Genomic DNA, 22,015 nt, shown 5'->3' with positions numbered 1-22,015 from the left:
TCAGGCGCAGGGGCATCAAGCTGTCTTCCAGCGCCGCCGGAGTTCAGGGCACTGTTGGAGAGCCGGCTCTGGTCGGGCAGGAAAAGCATTGCGGATCTCCTCATTCTTGGCCCGTCTTGAACCCATCGCCTGACGGGAAGTTCGGGTCGGTTTCTGACCTGTAGGCAGGGTTTGCACCGGCAGGAGGAACGCGTTCCGCAGTTTCCATTGTACCCGCGCCAGCTTGGAAGGCTGCTGCCAGCTCTGGTGTTGGCGACACGTTGCCCGAAGCGAATAGGGGGCTTTTCGCCGAGCGCACGGCCGCCGTGACACGGGCTACGTTGGCACCATGGTGATAAGCGCAGTCCAGTGCTGATGCGGTTGGCCATACAGGTTCCATCTTTGGCCCGCCCGTGCGGACGGCCGGCCCCCAGTGCAGGCAGGCGTGATCTGCTCCGGGTGTCGATTTCGGGAGAGTGACAAGGATCATGCCATTGGCCGCCATCGCGGCAGACATACTGAGCTGGCAAAGTTCCGCTCCGGCGCCTGCGTCCCCGTGGCCGCCACCGACCGAAAAGGTGGCACCAATCATCCCCACCATTGCATCGTCCAGCCAAAGCCGCTCCAGGACTTCTTCCACGAATACTTTGAGACGGTGATGCATCGTGCGGTGCCGGACCGGCGTGCCCATGATCAGCGCGTCGCAGGCCAGCATCTGGTCCCGGGTAACTTCCCGGCCCGTAACCAGCAGATGCGGATCGGCCACTGCAACTGAATTTACCCCGGCAATGACACGCTCTGCCACGCGGCGGGTTGTGTTGGTGTCGGTAGTATAGACAACCATGATCCGGGGTTTTTGCCCCGCGTCTTGCGCACGGGCGCTGCCAGTTGCGGTCAGTGTTGCAAGACCGGCAGCGCCAAGGGCTGCTGCGCCCAGGAACCGGCGGCGAGTGCGGTCCACAAGGGCCCTGGATGCATCGTTATCTCCTGAGGCTATGACTTCCTGTTCAAGAATTTCGAGCATGCGCTCGGGCGAAAAATCCCTGCCGTCCGGATGGTCATTTGACATGAAACCGCCTCGCTCTGAGTAGTATCAACAGAATAATACCCGTGGCGGCACAGGTGTTATTCTGCGCAGGCGCAGGATTCAGAAATCTTGCGGAAAGCCAGGGTGTGTCACAGCGGCGGCTGATCGCGAACGACCTCGTAAAGCGCGGGGTCGAATGTGCAAACCTTGGCATAGGCCTTGCCCAAAATCCGGATATCCGGGTTCGATAGAGCAGCCTCATAGAGCTTTGCGCTTTGCCACTCGGCGACATTGACATGGGTGAAGGGGGCGCTCTGGCCGGGCGGCTGGTTGGGAAGTGCTTTGCATAAGCGGGCGCTGACATAGCCCTCCGAGCGCCGGAAGATGGCTCCGGTTTGATCCCACAATTCCAAGAACGCGTCTTCCCGGCCGTCGAAGACTTGGAACGGATTAATGAGCAAAATCATTGGGTCATACCCTCCAAAAAATAGTGAGCAGCTTCGTCAGCGCTCAGCGAAGTTTCCCGGCACTGCCTGACGCGGAAAGCAGGCAACCTCGGGTTTGCCCGCTCTAAAGCATCAGCCCGGCTGGCCGCAGGTTCTTCGGGACTGGGCATTCTGGGGAGAATGCCCAAGCCGGGCCAAGCGGTGGCCCGTCACTCCTGCACGTGTTCCCACACTTGCGAGATTACGACGGAGCCTTCCCCAACTGCGGATGCTACGCGTTTGACCGATCCGGCACGGACATCCCCAACGGCGAACAGCCCCGGGCATGACGTTGCAAAGGTTGAGGCCGTTCCAGCCTGAGAGCCCGTCAAAACAAAGCCTTTTTCGTCCAGTTGACAGGTGTCTGCCAGCCAGCCGGTGTTGGGAGCCGCACCGACCATGATGAACGCGGCGGGGCAGTCCAGACGCCAATCCGTTCCATCGCGGTCGACAGTGACGCTGCTCATGGCATCTCCGCCATGCAGGCTCTTGAGTTGTGACCGGTAGTGGATGGTGATCGCAGGATCAGCGTCCAGTCTCGACAGCAGGTAGTCGGACATCGACGCGGCCAGACTATCGCCGCGTACCAGAACATGGACATGTTTCGCGGTTCGCGACAGGTGCATTGCAGCTTGCCCGGCTGAATTGCCTCCCCCCACGACGACAACGTCCGAGCCCTTGCAGTAACGTGCCTCCATTTCAGTCGCAGCATAGTAGATGCCAACCCCCTCAAATCCCTCCAGCCCGTCCAAGGGCAGCCGCCGGTACTGAACACCTGTCGCAACGACCACGGCTTTGGCGCACAGCTCTTGCCCATTGTCCAGCGTCACGCAGAAGATGCCGTCTTCGCGATGCTCCAGCCGGGTGGCGCGCCTGGGCCTGAGGAAGCGGGCTCCAAACTTCATGGCTTGAACCTCACCGCGCCAAACAAGATCGGCCCCGGAGATGCCTGTCGGGAACCCCATGTAATTCTCGATCCGGCTGGATGTGCCGGCCTGACCGCCAACAGCAAGATCTTCCACCAGAACAGCGGAAAGCCCTTCTGCCCCGGCGTAGACCGCCGCCGCCACGCCAGCCGGCCCGCCGCCCACAATCAGCACGTCGACGGTTTCATCGCATTCGAATGCCTGCTCAAGGCCCAAAAGCTGCGCCACCTTTGCCGGCGTCGGGTCGTCAACGACACGGTTGTGGCCGAACACCACGGCTGGCTTTTCCCCCATAAGGTGGCAAGTTTGCCTGACATCGTCGGCGTCGGCTGATCCCAGCTCCATCGTCTGGAAAGGGATCTTGTTGCGGATCGCAAACTCGGCAATACGGCGTATGTTGCGGTCTTGATCAACGCCGATGAGTTTGAGCGAGCTGTCCCCGTCTTCGATCTGCCGCCGTCTGCGTGCGGCAAAAACCGAAATCACGATGTCCGACATTTCCGGGATGCGGGACATCGCATCCAGCATCAGTTTCCGGGGAACTGCAATGACACGGGTATCTTCTTTGGCGCGCATCGGCAGCGTGTAAGAACCGCCGCTGAGGAAGGCGATTTCTCCCAAAAACTGTGTTGGCCCGAGGGAGTCTGGCAGGTAGGCTTCCCTGGTGTAGGGATCGATCACCTCAACTCTGCCGTCCAGGATGTACAGAAACCTGTCCATTGGATCGCCGACTTCGGCGATGATCTGGCCAGCTGAATAGGTGAGTTCGCTTCCCAAATCTCTCAAGGTGTCAACGTGGCTTTGATGCAGCGGCGTTCGGGTCATTTCGCGCAGGTTGGCTGCCAGGCTTTCCATCCGTCGGTCTCCTTTGGCTTGGCCCCGCCGTGCTGTCTTCGGAGTTCTCAAACGTTTGCCAGAAAATCCGCGATGAGAGGCGTCTCGAAATTGGAAACACATAGCTGGCGAGCAGGTCTGTTCCCTTGCAAACCTGCCAAAACCAGCTTCGTTGGTGAACGCATGTAGTGCAGTCTGGAAAGACTGCAAGCATCCGGCCTTCTTCGCAAGTGAAGTGTGTCAGCTGCTATTCATGTCATCCAAACCGCGCCAAAGCATTCAGAATGCACGGTATTGGAAAGGTATGTTGGTAATCTGAAATCCTGCGCAGCTCAGCAGGACTATTCTTGTCTTGAGCTGGATGCCGGCGTGTTCTTTGAAATTTTCGATCCTATTGGCATTACTGGCCGCCCGGAAATGCGGCCGCGGTGTTTCGCGCCGTTGACCTCCATTTTTTCCCAAGCGGCGCGTATGCGGAGCCCGGCCATTGAAGGCCGGGCTCATCTATTCACGGTTTGAAGTTCAGAGGCCTGTCTGAGCTTCCGGTAGGCAATCATTTTCAGTTGAGACCACACTATTCAGCCGGAAAACCGCTGATGATGTCAGACAGCGTCTTTCTCAGCCACCTGTGCGCTGAGTGCCGGTCGACCCGAGGGTGCCAAAGCATTTCATGCTTGGTCTGATAGCTTTGGAAAGGGAGGCTTTGCGTCACCAAGCCGTATTGGTCTGCAAATCTGTCGGCCAACCGCTTGGGCAAGGACGCGATCAGGTTGGAGTTTGCCAGCACGCTTGGTGCGGCAGCGAAATGCGGAATGGTCATTGCCACACGGCGGTCCAGACCTCGTTCAGCCAGGAGATCGTCAACGATGCCCGTCGTGTCCCCGATCAAGGTCACCAAGAGGTGTGACGCATTTGCAAATTCTTCAAGGGATAGCAGTTTCCCGGCCAGCGGGTGTCCTCTTCTCATCACGCAAACAAAGGTTTCCTGGAACAGCAGTGATTTGTGCAGCCGCTGAGGAGAGCGGGGAAACCATCCAATCGCGACGTCCACTTGAGCGCTGTCAACTTGAGCCACGGCATCAATGTTTGTGTGAGGCAGAACGCGTATGTCTATACCCGGAGCCTCCAATGAGAGACGCTGCGCAAGCCGGGGGATGTGCAAGGCAACATCATAGTCGCTCGCCCCAATGGTGAACACGCGCCGGGCAGCCGACGGTTCGAAATCGCCGCTATCAATTGCAGAACGAATATCCTGCAACGCCCGGCGAAGAGGCTCTTCCAACTCAAGGGCGCGCGGTGTCGGCTGCATGCCGTCGCTTGTCCTCACGAACAGGTCGTCCTTCAGGGAATGGCGCAGCCGTTGCAAGGCGCTGCTTGTGGCTGATTGGCTGAGACCCAATCGGTGTCCGGCGCGCGTAACGTGCCGTTCGTTCAGCAGGGCCTCAAAAACGAAGAGAAGGTTCAGGTCAATTCTCAGGCTATCCATGGCATGGATATTACTTATCTGCAGAGTGCGTTTCAAATGATAGCGCGGGTCTCCTAGCTTGCTGGACACGACACGAGTGAGCCGGAACACGGCAGTCAATAGGTGAATGGAGACCTGAAATGAGCAAGACAATCGTCATAGTCGGCGGCACCGGTGCAATGGGCCGCGCAGTTACCAACGCGCTTCTTGAGGACCGCGATCAAGATTGGGCAGTTCGGATTCTGTCGCGAGATCCCGACAGCGCGCGTGCAAAGGCCATGAAGGCCGGGAACAGCCGCCTGGAGTTCGTGCGCGGAGACTTGGACGACCCGCAAAGTATCGCCAAAGCAATGGAAGGAGCATACGGAGCGTTCTCAAACACCAACTTCTGGTCCGTGGGCGAGAAATCGGTCACGCGCGAGCGGCGGCACGGTCTCGCTGTCATGCAGGCCGCCGAGGACGCAGGGCTTCAGCACTTCATTCATTCCTCTCTTGATGCTGCCGGGAACCTGTCCAACGGAGCAATTCCGGTTCCGCACTATGATGCCAAGGCGTCGGTGGAACATGAGATCGATTGGCGGAGATCAGACGAGTTTTTCCGCCAGGACCCTGATGGCTGGTATTCAAAGAGTGTCTCGGTGCTTGTCACCGAACCCTACATCGAGAACTTTCAAAGCATTTTCCTTCCGGAAAGGGGCCGGCTCAGCGACGGGCGGGAAGGCCTGATTTTCCGGGGGCCGCTTGCAGGTGACGCAAAATGGCCGATGGTTGCTCTCGATGACATTGGAGCCTTTGCCCGCATTATGTTCGGCGACCGGAAGGCTTGGGCTGGGAGAACTTTGCGGATTGGCTCCGACGCGCCAAAGATCAAAGATGCCGTCGACACATTCACTCAGGTGACAGGTGTGCCGGCGGAATACATGCCGCCCAGTGATGCAGAGTTTCTCGCCTCTGGATTGCCAAATGCGCACGACGTTCTGAACAACTTCCTGTTCTACAGGCACGGGCACTCTGTCCCGCGCGACTATGACGGTCTGAGGAAAATCCACCCTGGGCTCCGGTCGTTTGAAGATTGGCTGCGGGAAACCGGCTGGGCCGGCGAAGCGGGTGATGTCCAGAAGGACCCGATCAGCGGATAGTCCAGCAAACATAAATGGTTACCGGTTAGGAAAGGAAAATACCATGAGCTCCAGCAAAAAACGCCGTCTTCTGATCATCGGTTCGACAGGTGATGTCGGCTCAGAAGTTGTCCGCCAGCTTTCTTCGGACAAGGAGATCAAAACGCTCGCTGCGGTACGGCGGGACGATCAGGCAGAGGCAATGAGAAGCCTCGGCGTAGAACCGGTTCACCTTGAACTGGACGACAAGGACACCATCGAGAAAGCCGTAGCGGGCGTCGACGGGATCTTGCTGATGACTGGCTACTCGGTCGACATGCTGAGGCAATCAAAGCGGGTCATCGATGCTGCAAAGCGTTCCGGAGTCGACCACATCGTTCACATCGGCGCATCGGGTGCTGACACTTCTGAAGTCGCCCATTGGGGCTGGCACCAAATGATCGAGGCGTACATCGAACAACTTGGGTTCCGCTACACCCACATTCGGCCCGAAGCCTATATGCAGAACGTGCTGAAGTTCGGCTGGCTGCAAAATGGCGCGCTGGTCAATCTGATCGGCAGTGCGCGATGGAGCTGGGTGGATTCACATGATGTGGCGGCGATTGCCGTAGCGGCTCTCAAAGACGCAGACGGGTTTAACCAGCAGGTCTGGCGTTTGGGATATGACGCCGCGAGCATCCCAGACGTTGCGGAAAAGATCGGTGCCCAAATAGGGCGGCAAGTGGATGTTGCCCCGCTGGACCCCCAGGTCTTTTACGAAGGCGCGGTCAGCGCTGGTGCGGATGCCACCTACATGGCGTGTATCCGGGACCAGTTCAGGCTGAATGCGGCCGGTGAAATCCCGAATGCAGATCAAACCTTCGACAGTGAAGCCTTTGAGCGGGCCGTTGGCCGGAAGCCTTCGACACTGCAGGACTTCATCGAGCGGGAAGCGGAGAACCTGGAACGCGCGGCAGGGGCCAAATGATAGCTTGATTGACCGCTGTAGCGGGAAATCCAAGCTACCGCCATGAACTCAAACCTGAGGCCGGCACTTCGGCAAAGCTAATCCGGGACGTGTCGGTCTCAGCTCTTCAAGAACTCAAGCGGAAAAATCGCCTTCGTATTCGGCATTGCCTGTTTGAGAGGGGCACCAAACGTTGAGTTTCTTGCGTCTGGCCAGGAGCAGAAAAGAACTTCCTGCAGCACTCATTTGAACGGCTTAGGAGTTAGGCACATCTCTGAAAACTGGTTTGTCTAGGAGAAAAACACAAGCTGACCTCCTCAATCAGAAGACCCTAGATGAATTTCAACCCTAAAGGCGCAAATTGTTCTAAAACTGAAATGCAGGTCGAGAAGAAATGGGAGATTTGAGCGGAGCGCTGGCACATGAGAGATGCCAAACGCCAAAAAGTGCATAGCGCTCAAATTGAACGTGACCCCCGAGCATCTTTCATGGTGTTCGAAAGGAAGGAGAAATAACTCATGCAACGATTTATGCTCACTTGGGCCGGCGCCTTTTTGACGGTTCTTGTCATATTCGCGTTATTTGGGCAGTTTTTGGAGGCGCAACCTCTTTGGATCCGTGCTCTCCTTGTTTCCGGCATGATGGCTGCGCTGATACTGCATGTGGTCGGGCCTGCAGTGATGTTTATCCTTAGAAGAAGAGTACAATGAAGTGGCTATCATGCGGGCCATGGGTTCCGCGCGGCGGTTAGGCGGCTACATTCGTCTAGAGCGAATTCGGGTTAGTCTCTTGGTGTCAAAATGCGTGATTTGAGGTGGAGCCCTTCTAAAGGCGATGCTCCTCAAATGTTTAGGAGCTTGTATCTTGTCAACGATTGAATGCGAGTTTCTCCGCTAGGCGAAAACTTCCTCTTAAGTTAACATCTCAAGGAAAATTACTGCCAGTTGACCTCAAAGCACTGCAAACAGGAGGCATGCAATGGTTCGCAGATTTCATTTTATCAGACGTTGCGCTGAATGGGGAAATTTAAATCCAGTTCAGTGTTTGTAAAATGCACACCAATTACTCTGAGCTGCCTTTTCCTGAGAAGCCAACATCGGGCATACCGGAATTGCAGCATAGGCATGTGATGAATGGATTGTTGCTGGCGGCGTTGCCGCCTGGTGAAGTGGCTGTGAGTTACTTTACACGACCGCATATTGTTTGCGTGAAGCCTGTGCAGACTTTCCATGAGATTGCTGTTGGCACGGACAAGCTTAAACGCGAGGTGCTGCCAGCGAGCTGCATCGGGTGGGTGCCACCGGAAACTGATTTTCGAGTTAGGCTGCGCAATCCTGACTGGATGGTTTTAATGGAGCTGCACCCTGAGCGGGCGTCGCATCTTGAAGCCGAAAAGCTAGATGGAAGAGACCTTCCTCGCCAATTCTTGAATTTTGCACAGGATCCTGCAGTCGGGCCGCTGAGCTTTCTTCTAAGTGATCACCTTAGACACCAGGAGGTCGACCCTCTGTACGTCCAAAGCATTGGTTTGGCGATAATCAGCCGTGGGATCTACTGGGCTGGTATTGGACGCGACCCTGTTTCAATTCGGGGAGCAGACCGTAGAGTTGAAAGGTCGGTTGAATACATCGAAGCTCACCTGGGTGAACCGCTGGACGTTGAGACACTTTCAGCCATCGCTTCGTTGAGCCCTGGTCACTACGCCCGGGCGTTTCGATCGGTAATGTCGGAACCTGTTTGGAAGTATGTCAGGCGCAGAAGGTGTGAGCGCGCTCGGGATCTTCTCCTTCATACCAAAGAACCAATAGTCGAGATTGCACTCCGTTGCGGGTTCTCAAGCCAAGGACATCTGACCAGCAGTTTTAAGGCGCATTTTGGTGTCACTCCAGGAGCGATGCGATCACAAAGCTTCTAGCAATACCGTGGTCTGCAGGGACGCAATAATGATCGCTGTCAGCCTTCCTGGGGTGGCTCAGCCCTTGCTGAGCTGCCACGCGCGTTTTCCCAGAAACTGCCGAGCCAGCGGCAAGTGACATAGAACACAGGGGTAAACAGCAGGCCAAAAAAGGTGACGCCGAGCATCCCGGAGAAAACCGCGGTGCCGAGAGCCTGGCGCATTTCGGCTCCTGCGCCTGAGGCAATCACAAGGGGGACAACTCCAAGGATAAAGGCAAAAGATGTCATTAGGATCGGCCTTAGGCGAAGCTTGGCTGCCTGGACCGCGGCTTCAACCCGGTTCATGCCCTGATCCTCCGCTTGTTTGGCAAATTCAACGATCAGGATCGCATTCTTTGACGCCAGGCCGACAAGAACAACAAAGCCGATTTGGGTGAGGATGTTGTTGTCAAAACCGCGGAACAGGACGCCTGAAATGGCCGCGAGCAAGCACATTGGAACAATCAGGATGACGGAAAGCGGCAGCAGCCAGCTTTCATACTGCGCAGCGAGCAACAGAAAGACGAAGACCACAGCAAGCCCGAAGGCAAAGATTGCAGTGTTCCCTGCCAGCTTTTCTTGCAGTGCGATTTCAGTCCACTCAAATCCGAACCCGTCGGGCAGCGTTTCCTCCAGCAAGGCTTCCATCGCTGCAATTGCTTCACCTGTGGAAACACCGGGGGGCGCCGCGCCCTGGATTGCCGCGGCGGGGAACAAATTGTAACGCGGGACCCGGTATGGTCCTGACGTCTCTTCCAGGCGCGCCACGGAGCCAATCGGAACAATCGTGCCATTGTCCGAACGGGTACGAAGACCGAGAATGTCCTCCGGCTGGTCACGGAACACACCATCGGCTTGGGCTGTAACCCGATAGGTTCTGCCCAGGAAGTTGAAATCGTTGACGAAGGCCGACCCCAGATAGACTGAGAGCGTTTCAAACACCCGTTCCGGCGGCACGCCAAGTTCCTCGGCCTTCACCCTGTCGATATCAGCGTAGATCTTTGGCGTTGCGGTGTTGAAAAGCGAGAAAACCTGAATAAGCGCTGGGTTCTCGTTTGCGATGGGAAGGATTTGCTTGACGATGTCGTCGAGCACCTGCAGGCCGCGCCCGCGCTCGTCCTGGATGTAGAGCTTCCAGCCGCCGGCGCTGCCTATTCCGCGGACAGGCGGTGGGGCGATCACGAAGATATTTGCCTCCTTGATCGCGGAAAGTGCCGCAAATGCCTCGCCGATCAGGACGTTGTTGCTGCGCCCCGTGGCCGCGCGCTCGTCAAATGGCGCGGTGGTAAAGAAAATCGCACCAGCATTGGGGGCATTGGTGAAGGTGGCCGCATCCAAGCCGGCCAGGCCGACAGTGTGTTCGACACCCTCGATCGCCAGCAACGCCCGTGAGGCCTCCTCGATAACCGTGTCGGTTCTCGAAAGCGATGCTGCCGGCGGCAGTTGAACAACCGCGATCAAATAACCCTGATCCTGATCGGGAATGAATCCCTGAGGCGCGCGCGAGAATTGATAAGCTGTCAAAGCAATCAGGCCGGCATAAGCCACAAGGGCCAGAACGCTGACCTTCAACAGGCCGCGGACAAGCCGCGCATAGCCCGCGGCCATGCGGTCAAAAGCCCAGTTGAAACCAGCTCCGAAACGGGAAAATGGCCACATCAGGACAGCGAAGAAGCGGCCTGCAGCCGAGCGGGGGGCCTTGCGTTTTCCACTCTTGTGGCGCAGCAAGAGCGCCGCGAGCGCGGGGGACAAAGTCAGAGAGACCAGAACCGAAATTATGGTTGCAGTGGCGATTGTCACTGCAAACTGGCGGAAGAACTGCCCGGTTATGCCTTCAATAAAGGCTGCGGGGATGAAAACGGCTGAGAGCACAAGCCCAATTGCAACCAGGGCTCCGGACACTTCGTCCATCGTTTTGTGGGCGGCTTCGCGCGGTGAAAGCCCCTCCGCCAGGTAGCGTTCGACATTTTCAACAACCACGATGGCATCGTCCACGACGATGCCAATTGCCAGCACCAGGCCGAAGAGCGTCAGGTTGTTCAAGGAAAAGCCAAAGGCGGCAATAACGGCGAAGGTTCCGATCAGCGATATCGGGATTGCCAGGATCGGGATGATGGAGGCCCGCATCGACTGAAGAAAGAGAACGACAACAAGCACCACGAGAAGAACAGCCTCTTCGATGGTGACATAGACGGCCTTCACGGATTCTTCGATGAATTCGGTCGGGTTGTAGATGATGTCGTAGGCGACCCCTGGCGGGAAATCCCCTGCAAGCTCATCCATGAGCGCGCGGATCTCATCCGCAGTTTCCAACGCATTCGACCCAGGACGCTGGAAGATTCCGATCGGCAGCGCTGTACTGTCATCCAGATAGCCGTTCGTACCGTAGCTCTGCGCTCCGAGTTCGACACGGCCGATATCGCGAACGCGGATTTTCCGGCCTGTTTGGTCGACGCGGATGACGATGTCTTCAAATTCGCTGGGCTCAATCAGGCGGCCCTGTGTTTCGACCCCCAGTTCGAATGCGCCGGACACCGGAACCGGCGGCTGGTTTACGATGCCCGAGGCCACTTGCACATTGTTGGCCCGCAAAGCAGCCACAACTTCAGACGCCGTCAAACCACGCGCGGAGATCCGGTGCGGATCAAGCCAGACCCGCATGGAATACGCGCGTTCCGCAAAGATCGTTGCTTGCCCCACGCCATCAATCCGCAGCAGCCGGTCCACCACTTGCGCGCGTGCATAGTTGGAGATGTAAAGCTGGTCCCGCGAGCCGTCCGGTGACAGCATGTGAACGACCATCATCAGGTCCGGCGAGTTCTGGCGTGTCTGGATGCCCAGGCGGCGCACGTCTTCGGGCAGCCTTGGCTCTGCAATTGCCACACGGTTCTGTACGAGCACCTGGGCCTTGTCCAGATCGGTGCCCAGCTGGAACGTGACAGTGAGCGCCAAACGCCCATCCGATGTGGATTGGCTGAGCATATAGAGCATGCCTTCCACGCCGTTGATCTCCTGTTCGAGCGGCGTGGCCACAGTGTCGGCAACGACTTCCGCCGAAGCACCCGGATAGCTTGCGGTGATCTGGATGGTGGGAGGGACAATTTCAGGATACTGCGTCACAGGAAGGCGCAGGTAGGCGACAGTGCCGATCAATGTGATCAGGATCGAAAGCACAGCTGCAAAGATTGGCCGCTCGATGAAGAAATGCGCGATCTTCATCGGCTCAATCCATCGGGATGTCTGGCAGATCCACCTCGGTCGGATCCACCTTGGTGCCTGAGCGCACGCGCAGAAGCCCCGAGACGATGACGCGGTCACCGGGGTCCAGGCCTGTCCTGATCACTCTCAGCCCTTCATGAATAGGACCAAGAGTGATGCCTTTCTCTTCGACGACGTCACCATCAGCCACGACATATACGATTTTCCTCGATTGGTCGGTGACGATGGCCCTGTCCGGGATCAGCAGCGCCGTGTATTCGGCTGACCCGGGCAGGCGCAGGCGCCCGAACAGGCCAGGCTGGAAGAACTGGTCAGGGTTGGGAAGGGTCGCGCGGCCAAGCAAAGTTCCCGAATTGGGGTCGATCCTGTTGTCCACAAAGGTCATCCGGCCCGTGTGGGCCCACTCCCCGTCATCCATCAGCCTGACCTGTACGGGATTCTCCCTTTCCCGCGAGGACGGGCGTTCGCCAGACATAAACAGCCGGGTGTAGCGGAGGAAATCGGCCTCGGAGACTGAAAACGCGAATTCGATCGGGTCCACAGTGACAATGTTCGCCAAAGCAGTGGCACCGCTGCTTCCGCCTTGCACCAGATTGCCGACATCAATTTCAGTGGAGGAGATCCGGCCGGAAATCGGCGCATAGATTCTTGTGAATTCGAGGTCGAGACGAACTCTTTGCAGCAGCGCTTCGGCTATCGCCACATTGGCTATTGCCTCCGCCAGCTCAGCGCCGCGCCGCTGGGCTTCGCTCCTGGGGCCGACAGCGCGCTCCAGCAGTTCCTCCGCCCGGTCTGCTTCGATTTGGGCAATGTCCTGCTGTGCCAGGGCGGCGGCGAGTCTTGCTTCAGCCTCCGCCACAGCCGCTTCGAACGGCCGCCGGTCGATTTCGAACAGCAGGCTGCCTTTCTCAACCAGCTGGCCTTCATCGAAGAAAATGCCATCCAGATACCCTGAAACCCTTGCCTGAAGCACAACTGTCTCAACTGCTTCAAACCTGCCGGTATACTCGTCCCACTCAACAATTTTCTTTTCGAGGGGTCTTGCAACGTCCACCGTTGGTGCGGATTGCGAAAGTGACGGCACCGGTAGCAGCAGCGTTGCCAGGAAAATCTGTGACAGAAGGAAAAGACGGATCGAGGATTTCTTGAGCATTGCCCGCCCCCCAGCAAAAGAACACGTCGATAAGGCTAGTGCGTCTCTTCCAGATGACCACTTTAGCGCTTTCAACTTAGCGAGCGGGGAAAAACGCGGCTTCTAGATTTCTGTCATGCCTTTTCAGATTTCTATCATGAACAGGTTGGGTCGAACTAAGCTGCATCCGGCAATGCGGATCAAAGGAGCAGTTGAAAGCGGAAGCAAATTTGTTGGGAGCCAGTTTCGCCCATGTTACCATTTTAGCACGCTGGGGAGGCGAATTTGTGAGAGTAATTTGTGCTGCAGTGTTGCTGGTATTGCTGTCCGGGTGTGCCGACCGGCATTACTCTCCGGTTCTTCCGGCCGCGAAACAGATTGGCAAGCAGCACACTGTGTTCGTTGCTTCCGTGAGAGGCAAAGAAGCAGATGGGACATATCGGCACCGCAGATCTTCTAATGTCGAACTGATGGAAATGACAGTTTCCATCCCTTCGGGACGCAAGGCGGGAACCTTGAACTTCTCCCATGGCAATCCCGATCCTCAGACAGAATTCACCTTGTCCGAACAGATCGCCATCAGCGAACGGTCACAGTTGGCTTCGCGGCTCAAAGAAGAGCAGACCGACAATGGCTGGCCGTCCCGTGAAGTCACAGTGTTCGTGCATGGCTACAATGTCACCCAGGTTGAAGCGGTCTTCCGGGGCGCGCAGATTGCCCATGATATCGACCTTCCAGGCTCGCTCACGGTTTATTCCTGGCCGAGCAGGGCCCGCCCGTTCGGCTACGCTTACGACCTGGACAGCATGCTTTATGCGCGCGACGGGCTGGAAAAAACCCTTCAGATGCTGAAGGTTTCAGGTGTTGAAAGGATTATCCTCGTTGCCCACTCCATGGGCGCGGCGCTTGCCATGGAGATGCTGCGTCAGGCCGAGATACGCAATCCCGGCTGGGCCAGGCGCACATTGAATGGCGTGGTGCTGGTGTCCCCGGACATTGACGTGGATGTTTTCAATTCCCAGGTCAGCAGCCTGCGTTCAGTGCCGGAGCCTTTCATTGTCATGGTGTCCCGAAAGGATGCCGCGTTGAATATTTCTGCGCGCCTGAGGGGGACCGCTGACAGCAAGCGGCTGGGCAACGTCGGCTCTACAGTGAAGCTGCGGAACCTCCCCATCGAGATCGTGGATATCACTGCCTTCAGCAGAGATGCGAGCCAGCCGCACTTTGCCATCTCAACATCACCGAGCCTGATCTCGGTATTGAACTCCATCAAGGAGGTCAATCAATCCTTGGAATCCGAGAATGCGGTATTCGAAAACCTTTCTCCTTCCTCTGCTGGTCCTGCCACTGGCCTGCTGGAGGTTGTGCTGGAACCATACCCGGGCTCGAAGGGCGGGCTGAGATAGCCGAACCGGCGGCTGGGGTCGGCGATCAGAACTTGTACTGCAGGGTCAACTCAAAGAAGTCGACGTCTTCGGCCGGTCCCGTTTCCCGGAGAAAACCGCCGGGGAAAAAATGGGTATAGACCGCTGCGAAGGACAGGTTGTCCGCAAGCAGGTAATTTGAACTGACGGAGAGCGCGGACCCTACAAACCTTTCGCCGCTGCCGGATGGACCGCGGATCAACTGCCCTGATGGCGCGTACACACCATCCTCGGCCTCCAGCCGCCAAAACAGATTCAGGTCGGCCGTAAGGGACCAGGCATCGCTGGGATGGACCGACACGTAGGGGTGAAAATTTATGAAATTGCGAGGACCCAGCAAAGCCGCCTCGGAGAAGTAATTCCCCCTGGGGAAGAGCGGATTGAAAGTGCCCAAGTCACCATCGCTAGCGTTTTTGTCGCCGCTGGCGATATTTGCGCTGATCGCGATACGCGGCGTCCAGCGGGCGTTCCGGAACGTGAACCCTGTTTCACTGGCCAGGGTCCAGGCAGAAATATCGCCGCCCCCAAAACTTCCAAACTGGTAAACCGCCTCCCAGTTCCAATCCCAGCCGTTGCGCTCGCCAAAGAAACGGGTGCCGATTGAATGGCGGCGCTCAGATGCTGTTCCTTGCGCGAAGGCGCCGGCTTTGTCCTCGAAGCCCAAATAGTAAATGTCGAACGATCCCAGCAGGTTTCGCTCTGAATGTTTGGTCGCGTATATACCCCAAAGGCTCTGTTCGGGATCGGTTTCATCATCAAACGTTCCCCGGCGGGGGGAGACCGGCCGGCCTGCAATCGCATTTACCTGCCAATCCGGGGATTGGAAAATTGCACGCCAGGCGTTGAATGAACGCCGCACGTTCGGGCCTTCGCGGGCATCGATCAATCGGCCCGAACCAAACCGCATTTCCTGACGTCCTGCGCGCAGTGTCAGGCCAGCGCCGCTTCCCAGCGGAAACTTGATGTCGGCAAAGGCATTCGGGATCGCGAGAGTATTTTCGTCCACGGGACTGGGACCGTCCGCACGCCCGGCTTCCAATGCGCTGGAGAGCTGTCCGAACAGGCGAACATGCGGCCCGATGGTGAGATCGCCATGAAGAGTATAGCGTTGCAGCCAGACACCGGCATCATCCTGGGGGGCTGCTCCGAAACCAGGGTTGCGGGTGTACTCGTACCGCTGGCGCACTTCTCCCCCAATGCTGAGATGGACGTTGCGCTCCGTTCCAAACTCAAAGGATTTGAGCGCGCCCGGAAAACCCGTTGGCCGGTTTGGGCCGTCAAAGCACCCGTAGTCATCTTCGAACCGGAGTATTCCGGGTTCTAGAACGCAAAGGTCCTCAGCTTTGGCGGGTGAGAGGCCTGCGGCCAGAAGCGCCGGCAGGCCCACCGCGAAGGGGAAGCGCATTGGTTAAGCCAGATCGAACAGAAGGACTTCAGTTCTGTGGTCCGTGTCGAGCTCGATTGCAGGTTCATTTTCAATCCTTGCTCCATCCCCCTCGCGTATCTCGTCTCCATTCAGACGCACCAATCCGCGCACCACGTGCAGCCACCCGCGTCTTCCTTCGGAAAAAGTATGGGTTACGCGCTGCCCGTCCGATAGCTCGCTTGCGTAGATGCGGACATCCTGGTGGACTTTGACAGCCCCTTTGCTGCCCTGCCGGTCCGCAATGAGGCGCAGCGTGCCCTGCATCTCCTCCCGCGGAATATTCTGCTGCTCATAGCCAGGTGAAATCCCGCGGGTTTCCGGGATTACCCAGATTTGCAGGAAATGAAGCGGCTTGGTCCGGGATGCATTGTACTCGCTGTGTGTTACGCCCGTTCCCGCTGACATCCGCTGTATCTCACCGGGTTCTATGATTGAACCGTTTCCGAGGCTGTCCTTGTGTTCCAGCTGGCCGCTGAGGACATATGAGATGATTTCCATGTCCGAATGGCTGTGCTCAGCAAAGCCTGCGCCCGGCGCCACACGGTCGTCGTTGATCACCCGGAGTGCCCCAAACCCCATGAAGTCGGGATCGCGATAATGTCCGAATGAAAACGTATGACGGCTGTCGAGCCACCCCATGTTTGTCTGCCCACGAGTGTTTCGGTCGCGAATGAGGATCATCGGGTTTGCTCCTTTTGCGGCATACCATTCGTTCCGGCTTCCCCAAGTGCGGCATCAATGCCGAGGTAGCCAAGCGTCATGAAGACAACCAGCAGCGCACCTACTATTCGCGGCGGCGCAGGGAGAGGGAGGTCGAACCAGCGGCAGCCCGCACCGATCAGAAAGCCCAGAATAAGACCGGTGGCGGAAGCACTCATCGGTCTTTCTCCTTAAGCTGACCGCTTGGCCCGCCGCAGAACGGCTTTGATTTCGCCTCGCGGCTTGCCGCGAAACGGTCTGTGACCACATACCCCAAGGTCATCGCCAGGACGAGCAAGGCTCCGATCAGCACGGGCGGTGCTGGCAGGGGGATGTTCGCAAGCCGACAGGCGGCACCGATTACGATTGCGAGGAGAAGGCCAAGCGCGACTTTCATGTGCTGCCTCCCTTTTGACTGCTGGAGGGTGCCCGTTCTTTGGAAGGTGCCAGGTAGTGGGACACCGCCGGCGCTTCCGGGCCGCTGTGGAATTCGCGCGTTTTCGTCCGGAATTCGTCTCCGTGCTTTGTTGCCCGGTCGTGCTGGCGCAGATGCTCAGCCCAGCTCGGTACAAAAAACCACTCCAGCCAGGCTCGCGGATCGGCCGCATCCTGATAAATGCCCCAATCATAGGCGCCGTCCCTGTACCGCTCATCAGCCAGCTGGCGGATGCTGGCAAGGAAGTCAGCCTTGTGTGCTTCATCGACCTCATACCGGATGGTGACGAGAACCGGACCGCGGTCTGCAGCGTCACCCAGGTTTGCCGCAACAACAGGCTCCGGCCAGCTCATTGCCGGAGTGAGGTCCTGGGTTTCCCCTTGCCCGAGCTTGGCGCGCCAAGTGAGTGGAATAGCCAGAACGGCCCCCGCAGCAGCGATAAGCAGAGCGATGCTGATTGAGGTCGCAGCGGCGACCTGTCCCCAAATGGCCGCTCCAGCCGACATGCAGCCGAAGAACACCATCAGCGCTACCGCGAGGCCGCGGGCGCGCACCCAATTGGGCAGCGCGGTCTGAGCCGAGACATTCAGGCTCGTCAGAACGGTGATCCACCCAAGACCGCCCAGCAAAGCGGCAGGCAGCGCCATTGCCGTATTATTTGCCACGCCAAGAATTGCCATGGCGGCTGCCGTGATCACGGTGCCAGCGGCGACCAAACGATCCGGGTTGACCCTTTTGCGGATCGCGGGAAGGGCAAGTGCCCCGGTGACAGCGCCAAAACCGATCGCGGCCAAGAGCACGCCGTACAGGCTGGCACCTCCACCCTCGATACCGCGGGCGACAAGCGGAAGCAGCGCCCAATAGGCGCTGGCGAAGGTGAAGAAACCGAGCGAGCGCAATAACGTTGCTTTCAGTGCCGCATTCCTGCTGGCATGACGCAGCCCGGTAGCCATCGCTCCGATGATCGGCTCTGGTGGAAGGCTGCTTTGCGGAGTGGCTTCGGGCTTCCACAGAAATAGGGCGGCTACGATGACGAGGTGGCTTAAGGCGTTGACGACGAAAGGAGCTGCTAGTGCCACGGCCGAGATCAGCAGGCCTGCAACGGCCGGACCGATAGCGCGCGCGATGTTAATACCCATCGAGTTCAGAGCGATTGCCGGTTGCAATGCCTCACGCGGCACCAAGCTCGGGACAACTGCTTGCCAAGCAGGCGCCATCAGCGCGGCACCCGTGCCGATCAAAAAGGTGAAGGCCAGCAGCAGTGCCGGAGTGATGGCATCTATGGCGGTAAGTGCGGCCATTGCTGCAACAACAACAGTAAGGCAGAGGTTGATGGTAAGCAGGAACCGCCTTCGGTCCAGCCGGTCAGCGAGAGCGCCTGCAAACAGAGCAAACAGGAAAACCGGCGCCGTTGTTGCTGCTTGAACCAGCGCGACGATGGCGGGGGAGGGGGCCAGAGTGGTCATCAGCCAGCCCGCACCGACATCGTGCATCCAGGTGCCGACGTTGGAAATCAGAGTCGCAGTCCAGAGCAGTGTAAACGCCCGGTACCGGAACGGCGACCATGCGCTCGCGGATGGGCTGTCGGCAGGCGCGGCACTTTGACGGGCCTGGACAGGGCCGGGGGTCACCGGGCGGTCAGCCATTGGTAGCGCGCGGTATCGCGGCCTCCGTAGTCCGGATCGAGGTAGATGTAGCAGCGGCTGATCTTTTTGCCGGCAAACTCGAAAACATCACACCATCTTCCTGCACCGCTTTCCGGCTCTCCGGCGCGCCATGCGCCGTCGCGATGAACGCCATCGCTTTCGCCTTCGGCTGCAAGCAGCGGGCCATCTGCCAGGACCCAGCGCACAGTGTCGTAGCGGTGCCGTATCTCGATGATGCCTGCGCCCACATCGGAGAACAGGCGTTCAATTTCTGTCAGGCCGCGCGCTATTCCCCATTTGGGAAAGTAAACCTCTGCATCATCCGCAAATAATTCGAGGATCGAGCGCCCGTCTGGCGCGGTGCCGCCATTGTCGAATGCCTTGAGGTAGGTGAGCACCAGGCTCTTTTGCTCCGCTTTGGTCAGCATCCCCGATCAACTCCTCTCTCCCTGACGGCGTTCTGTTTTGGAAACTGCTTGTCATACGGCGAAACAGGAGCAGCCAAGCGCGCCCCAGAAAGCCTTCAGATCCCTCACTGGAATCGGGTTGTTCCAGGCGATCCGGTGATCGTGCCCGTGCATGCCGCAAGCACTTGCACAGCCGTCGTGGCAGCTCCTGGCGTGCTGAACCGGCGCTTCCATCCTGGCTTCGCGCATTCCGGGACTGGCGACAGCACCAACCGGTGACCACGACGGGCTTGGCTGCGGCAGTTCCGGTGCCAGGTCCTCGAAATCACCCTGCCCATAGACGGTTTTTCCACCGACCATGGTCATTACTGATGTAATCCGCCTGATTTCCTCCGGCGGGACGGACATGTAATCGGCGGACAGAATGGCGAGATCAGCATACTGTCCCGGAGCCAGCGTTCCCTTGAGGTCCTGTTCGCCCGAGAACCAGGCAGACCCCTGGGTCCAGATCCGCAGGGCCGCCTCGCGGCTGAGAGTGTTGTCCTCTTCGTAGAGAGGCATACCCCCCAGCGTTTTTCCGGAAACAAGCCAGTAAAGGCTGACCCAAGGGTCATATGACGCGACACGCGTGGCATCGGTGCCGGCACCGACGGGCACTTCCATTTCAAGCATCTTTGCAATCGGTGGTGTGAACCGTGCGGCTTCTTCGCCGTAGCGGTCCACGAAATACTCACCCTGAAAAGCCATGCGGTGCTGGGTCGCGATACCTCCGCCAAAGGCTTTCACCCGTTCGATGTTCCGCTCGGATATGGTCTCGGCGTGATCGATGATGAACCGTGTCTTGAACGGCTGTTTCTGGTTGACCCGTTCGAACACGCTCAGGAAGCGGTCAATCGATTCATCATAAGTTGCGTGAATGCGGAACGGCCATTCATTGGTGGCCAGCAGCTCGACGATGTCTTCAAGCTCGTCCTCCATCGCCGGCGCGAGGTCTGGCCTTGGCTCCAGAAAATTCTCGAAGTCCGCAGCGGACCAGGTCAGGTTCTCACCCGCGCCGTTCATGCGAAGATAGGAGGACCCCGCACCGGGTTCCGTCATGGCGATCCAGCGCTCGTAATCCGATAGCTCCGCCCCCGCGCGCTGCGCAAAGAGATTGTAGGCAATACGCACGGTCAGTTCGTCCGCGTCGTGCAACCGTTGTATGACTTCGTAATCTTCCGGGTAATTCTGGCCGCCGCCGCCCGCGTCGATGACACTGGTTATCGCAAGCCGGTTCAGTTCGCGCATGAAATGGCGGGTTGAGTTAACTTGGTCTTCCAGCGGAAGCTTGGGCCCTTGCGCGAGCGTTGAGTAAAGGATCAGGGCAGAGGGTTTAGCAATGAGCATTCCCGTGGGATTGCCGTTTGCGTCCCTCTCGATAACACCGCCGGGCGGGTCCGGAGTGTCCTTGGTGATACCCAAGGCTGTCAGCGCGGCCCGGTTCAGCAGCGCCCGGGCATACAGGTGCAAGATAAAGACCGGTGTGTCTGGTGCAGCTGCGTTTATCTCCTCCAGTGTGGGCATCCGCCGCTCTGCGAATTGGAACTCTGACCAGCCGCCGACCACGCGCACCCATTGAGGTGCAGGCGTGCGGTCCGCCTGCTCGCGCAGCATTCGCAGGGCGTCGTCCACGGAAGGAACATTCTCCCAGCGCAATTCCATGTTGTAGTTCAGCCCGCCGCGTATCAGATGGGTGTGGCTGTCATTCAACCCCGGGATCACCCGGCGTCCGCCAGCGTCGATGACCTCTGTTTCCGGCCCGCGCAGGCTCATGATCTCTGAAGCGGCCCCTGTGGCTTGGATCAGGCCGTCCTTGATCGCGACGGCCTCCACGTCCGGGGCCTCTGGATCCAGGGTCGTGAACTGCCCGTTAGCGATTATCGTGTCCGCCATGTCAGTTGTCTCCTCCTGTTGCGCACGCAGCCACACCGGCCATAGGGAAGAGGCGGCAGCGCCCGCCGCGCCCAATTGCATGGCCCTGCGCCTGCTTGGCCGGGACGGTCTTTTCGATTGGCTATTAGTGCCCATTCAACTCTCCCGAATTTTGAGCGCGGAACAGCCGTGGCGGACCCGGGCTCTGTGCTGGAGTGGGGCAGCGGCCTCAGGCCGCTTGGGTTGATGCCGGGAGACGGCTCAACTATTTGCTGCAACGGGGTCCAGTTTTGGTCCGTGTTCTGCACGTTCCGGGGATTTGTGAACCATGGTGTATGCGTAGTCGACACCCATGCCATAGGCCCCAGAATGCTCTTTCACGATCTCCATCACCGCATCATAGGTATCGCGGCGGGCCCAATCGCGCTGCCATTCCAGCAGCACCTGCTGCCAGGTGACCGGTACAACACCCGCCTGGATCATGCGCTGCATCGCATAGTCGTGCGCCTCTTGGGAGGTGCCGCCGGAGGCATCCGCAACCATGTAAATCTCATAGTTCCCTTCGCTCATCGCGGAAAACGCAAAGGAGTTGTTGCAGACTTCCGTCCATAACCCAGCAACCACCACCTTCTTTTGCCCGTTCTTGGACAAGGCGTCCCGCACTTTCTGATCGTCCCACGAGTTCATGGAGGTACGTTCCAGAAGGGGCTGGTCAGGAAACACGTTCAGGATCTCGGGATAGGTATGCCCGGAAAAGCTCTCGGTCTCCACTGTGGTGATCGTGGTTGGAATACCAAAGACCTTGGCCGATCTGGCCAGAGCAACGACGTTGTTCTTGAGGACTTGGCGGTCGATCGACTGCACACCAAAGGCCATCTGCGGCTGATGGTCGATAATGATCAGCTGGCAATTGTCTGGTGTGAGAAGTTCAGGTTTGGTCATCATTTCCTCCCAGTGCTTGCTTCAGTTGCAAGTGGTTTCTTCGCTTGTGCTGATGATG

The 22,015-nt window shown here is 58.2% G+C and carries 19 protein-coding genes; 5 read left to right on the top strand and 14 right to left on the bottom strand.

Annotation, left to right across the window (positions count from 1 at the left end; all coding sequences use genetic code 11):
• Positions 1-100: 100 nt before the first annotated feature.
• From ACFMBG_RS11335 to ACFMBG_RS11320, 4 genes are all read right to left on the bottom strand, one after another.
• The gene (locus ACFMBG_RS11335; protein ID WP_421054803.1) at positions 101-1,048 is read right to left on the bottom strand and encodes a flavodoxin family protein; all 948 of its coding nucleotides are present in this window, start codon (positions 1,046-1,048) and stop codon (positions 101-103) included.
• 107 nt (positions 1,049-1,155) lie between these two features.
• Positions 1,156-1,473, bottom strand: a complete 318-nt coding sequence (locus tag ACFMBG_RS11330) for an antibiotic biosynthesis monooxygenase family protein (RefSeq protein WP_421054802.1) — start codon at positions 1,471-1,473, stop codon at positions 1,156-1,158.
• Between the two features lie 188 nt (positions 1,474-1,661).
• Positions 1,662-3,272, bottom strand: coding sequence for an FAD-dependent oxidoreductase (locus ACFMBG_RS11325; RefSeq protein ID WP_421054801.1), 1,611 nt, complete (start codon positions 3,270-3,272; stop codon positions 1,662-1,664).
• A gap of 553 nt (positions 3,273-3,825) precedes the next feature.
• Positions 3,826-4,737, bottom strand: coding sequence for a LysR family transcriptional regulator (locus ACFMBG_RS11320; protein ID WP_421054800.1), 912 nt, complete (start codon positions 4,735-4,737; stop codon positions 3,826-3,828).
• Between the two features lie 119 nt (positions 4,738-4,856).
• On the opposite strand from ACFMBG_RS11320, the gene ACFMBG_RS11315 reads away from it, so the two are divergent.
• From ACFMBG_RS11315 to ACFMBG_RS11300, 4 genes are all read left to right on the top strand, one after another.
• Positions 4,857-5,855 carry an NmrA/HSCARG family protein gene (locus ACFMBG_RS11315; protein WP_421054799.1) on the top strand — a complete coding sequence of 333 codons (999 nt, stop codon included), beginning with the start codon at positions 4,857-4,859 and terminating at the stop codon, positions 5,853-5,855.
• A gap of 43 nt (positions 5,856-5,898) precedes the next feature.
• On the top strand, positions 5,899-6,801 hold the full coding sequence (locus ACFMBG_RS11310) for an NmrA family NAD(P)-binding protein (protein WP_421054798.1): 903 nt from the start codon (positions 5,899-5,901) through the stop codon (positions 6,799-6,801).
• Between the two features lie 497 nt (positions 6,802-7,298).
• Positions 7,299-7,490, top strand: a complete 192-nt coding sequence (locus ACFMBG_RS11305; protein ID WP_421054797.1) for a putative antibiotic biosynthesis monooxygenase — start codon at positions 7,299-7,301, stop codon at positions 7,488-7,490.
• 341 nt (positions 7,491-7,831) lie between these two features.
• Positions 7,832-8,695, top strand: a complete 864-nt coding sequence (locus ACFMBG_RS11300) for a helix-turn-helix domain-containing protein (RefSeq protein WP_421054796.1) — start codon at positions 7,832-7,834, stop codon at positions 8,693-8,695.
• Between the two features lie 38 nt (positions 8,696-8,733).
• Here the strand turns inward: ACFMBG_RS11300 and ACFMBG_RS11295 are convergent, their stop codons facing one another.
• Together ACFMBG_RS11295 and ACFMBG_RS11290 are read right to left on the bottom strand one after the other, a co-directional pair.
• Positions 8,734-11,934, bottom strand: a complete 3,201-nt coding sequence (locus tag ACFMBG_RS11295; protein ID WP_421054795.1) for an efflux RND transporter permease subunit — start codon at positions 11,932-11,934, stop codon at positions 8,734-8,736.
• Positions 11,935-11,938: 4 nt separating this feature from the next.
• On the bottom strand, positions 11,939-13,087 hold the full coding sequence (locus ACFMBG_RS11290) for an efflux RND transporter periplasmic adaptor subunit (protein ID WP_421054794.1): 1,149 nt from the start codon (positions 13,085-13,087) through the stop codon (positions 11,939-11,941).
• A gap of 191 nt (positions 13,088-13,278) precedes the next feature.
• On the opposite strand from ACFMBG_RS11290, the gene ACFMBG_RS11285 reads away from it, so the two are divergent.
• Positions 13,279-14,472 carry an alpha/beta hydrolase gene (locus tag ACFMBG_RS11285; protein ID WP_421054793.1) on the top strand — a complete coding sequence of 398 codons (1,194 nt, stop codon included), beginning with the start codon at positions 13,279-13,281 and terminating at the stop codon, positions 14,470-14,472.
• A 25-nt stretch (positions 14,473-14,497) separates the two neighbouring features.
• Here ACFMBG_RS11285 and ACFMBG_RS11280 read toward each other — a convergent pair whose 3' ends face one another.
• The 8 genes from ACFMBG_RS11280 to ACFMBG_RS11245 all read right to left on the bottom strand — a co-directional run bounded on the left by ACFMBG_RS11280 (position 14,498) and on the right by ACFMBG_RS11245 (position 21,957).
• Positions 14,498-15,895, bottom strand: coding sequence for an alginate export family protein (locus ACFMBG_RS11280; RefSeq protein WP_421054792.1), 1,398 nt, complete (start codon positions 15,893-15,895; stop codon positions 14,498-14,500).
• Positions 15,896-15,898: 3 nt separating this feature from the next.
• Positions 15,899-16,597, bottom strand: a complete 699-nt coding sequence (locus ACFMBG_RS11275) for a pirin family protein (RefSeq protein WP_421054791.1) — start codon at positions 16,595-16,597, stop codon at positions 15,899-15,901.
• The gene (locus tag ACFMBG_RS11270) at positions 16,594-16,794 is read right to left on the bottom strand and encodes a DUF1427 family protein (protein WP_421054790.1); all 201 of its coding nucleotides are present in this window, start codon (positions 16,792-16,794) and stop codon (positions 16,594-16,596) included. The genes ACFMBG_RS11275 and ACFMBG_RS11270 overlap by 4 nt, the downstream gene beginning before the upstream one ends.
• Positions 16,791-17,012 carry a DUF1427 family protein gene (locus tag ACFMBG_RS11265; protein ID WP_421054789.1) on the bottom strand — a complete coding sequence of 74 codons (222 nt, stop codon included), beginning with the start codon at positions 17,010-17,012 and terminating at the stop codon, positions 16,791-16,793. Before ACFMBG_RS11265 ends, ACFMBG_RS11270 begins: the two co-directional genes overlap by 4 nt.
• Positions 17,009-18,697 carry an MFS transporter gene (locus tag ACFMBG_RS11260; RefSeq protein ID WP_421054788.1) on the bottom strand — a complete coding sequence of 563 codons (1,689 nt, stop codon included), beginning with the start codon at positions 18,695-18,697 and terminating at the stop codon, positions 17,009-17,011. The genes ACFMBG_RS11265 and ACFMBG_RS11260 overlap by 4 nt, the downstream gene beginning before the upstream one ends.
• A complete protein-coding gene (locus ACFMBG_RS11255) occupies positions 18,679-19,125 on the bottom strand; it encodes a nuclear transport factor 2 family protein (RefSeq protein WP_421054787.1) in 447 nt (148 codons plus the stop codon). The genes ACFMBG_RS11260 and ACFMBG_RS11255 overlap by 19 nt, the downstream gene beginning before the upstream one ends.
• Positions 19,126-19,176: 51 nt before the next feature.
• Positions 19,177-21,036, bottom strand: coding sequence for an amidohydrolase (locus ACFMBG_RS11250; RefSeq protein ID WP_421054786.1), 1,860 nt, complete (start codon positions 21,034-21,036; stop codon positions 19,177-19,179).
• Between the two features lie 240 nt (positions 21,037-21,276).
• Positions 21,277-21,957, bottom strand: coding sequence for a hydrolase (locus tag ACFMBG_RS11245; RefSeq protein WP_421054785.1), 681 nt, complete (start codon positions 21,955-21,957; stop codon positions 21,277-21,279).
• Positions 21,958-22,015: the final 58 nt, after the last annotated feature.

The organism is Leisingera coralii, assembly GCF_049056525.1.
GTDB classification, from domain to species: Bacteria; Pseudomonadota; Alphaproteobacteria; order Rhodobacterales; family Rhodobacteraceae; genus Leisingera; species Leisingera coralii.
The sequence above is the reverse complement of the archived record's forward strand: the minus strand, read 5'-3'. Positions and strand labels throughout refer to the sequence as shown.

Excerpts from the sequence above, each read along its gene's own strand:
- ACFMBG_RS11335 (WP_421054803.1), bottom strand. The coding sequence starts at position 1,048 with ATGTCAAATGACCATCCGGACGGCAGGGATTTTTCGCCCGAGCGCATG.
- ACFMBG_RS11330 (WP_421054802.1), bottom strand. The coding sequence starts at position 1,473 with ATGATTTTGCTCATTAATCCGTTCCAAGTCTTCGACGGCCGGGAAGAC.
- ACFMBG_RS11325 (WP_421054801.1), bottom strand. The coding sequence starts at position 3,272 with ATGGAAAGCCTGGCAGCCAACCTGCGCGAAATGACCCGAACGCCGCTG.
- ACFMBG_RS11320 (WP_421054800.1), bottom strand. The coding sequence starts at position 4,737 with ATGGATAGCCTGAGAATTGACCTGAACCTTCTCTTCGTTTTTGAGGCC.
- ACFMBG_RS11315 (WP_421054799.1), top strand. The coding sequence starts at position 4,857 with ATGAGCAAGACAATCGTCATAGTCGGCGGCACCGGTGCAATGGGCCGC.
- ACFMBG_RS11310 (WP_421054798.1), top strand. The coding sequence starts at position 5,899 with ATGAGCTCCAGCAAAAAACGCCGTCTTCTGATCATCGGTTCGACAGGT.
- ACFMBG_RS11305 (WP_421054797.1), top strand. The coding sequence starts at position 7,299 with ATGCAACGATTTATGCTCACTTGGGCCGGCGCCTTTTTGACGGTTCTT.
- ACFMBG_RS11300 (WP_421054796.1), top strand. The coding sequence starts at position 7,832 with ATGCACACCAATTACTCTGAGCTGCCTTTTCCTGAGAAGCCAACATCG.
- ACFMBG_RS11295 (WP_421054795.1), bottom strand. The coding sequence starts at position 11,934 with ATGAAGATCGCGCATTTCTTCATCGAGCGGCCAATCTTTGCAGCTGTG.
- ACFMBG_RS11290 (WP_421054794.1), bottom strand. The coding sequence starts at position 13,087 with ATGCTCAAGAAATCCTCGATCCGTCTTTTCCTTCTGTCACAGATTTTC.
- ACFMBG_RS11280 (WP_421054792.1), bottom strand. The coding sequence starts at position 15,895 with ATGCGCTTCCCCTTCGCGGTGGGCCTGCCGGCGCTTCTGGCCGCAGGC.
- ACFMBG_RS11275 (WP_421054791.1), bottom strand. The coding sequence starts at position 16,597 with ATGATCCTCATTCGCGACCGAAACACTCGTGGGCAGACAAACATGGGG.
- ACFMBG_RS11270 (WP_421054790.1), bottom strand. The coding sequence starts at position 16,794 with ATGAGTGCTTCCGCCACCGGTCTTATTCTGGGCTTTCTGATCGGTGCG.
- ACFMBG_RS11265 (WP_421054789.1), bottom strand. The coding sequence starts at position 17,012 with ATGAAAGTCGCGCTTGGCCTTCTCCTCGCAATCGTAATCGGTGCCGCC.
- ACFMBG_RS11260 (WP_421054788.1), bottom strand. The coding sequence starts at position 18,697 with ATGGCTGACCGCCCGGTGACCCCCGGCCCTGTCCAGGCCCGTCAAAGT.
- ACFMBG_RS11255 (WP_421054787.1), bottom strand. The coding sequence starts at position 19,125 with ATGCTGACCAAAGCGGAGCAAAAGAGCCTGGTGCTCACCTACCTCAAG.
- ACFMBG_RS11250 (WP_421054786.1), bottom strand. The coding sequence starts at position 21,036 with ATGGCGGACACGATAATCGCTAACGGGCAGTTCACGACCCTGGATCCA.
- ACFMBG_RS11245 (WP_421054785.1), bottom strand. The coding sequence starts at position 21,957 with ATGACCAAACCTGAACTTCTCACACCAGACAATTGCCAGCTGATCATT.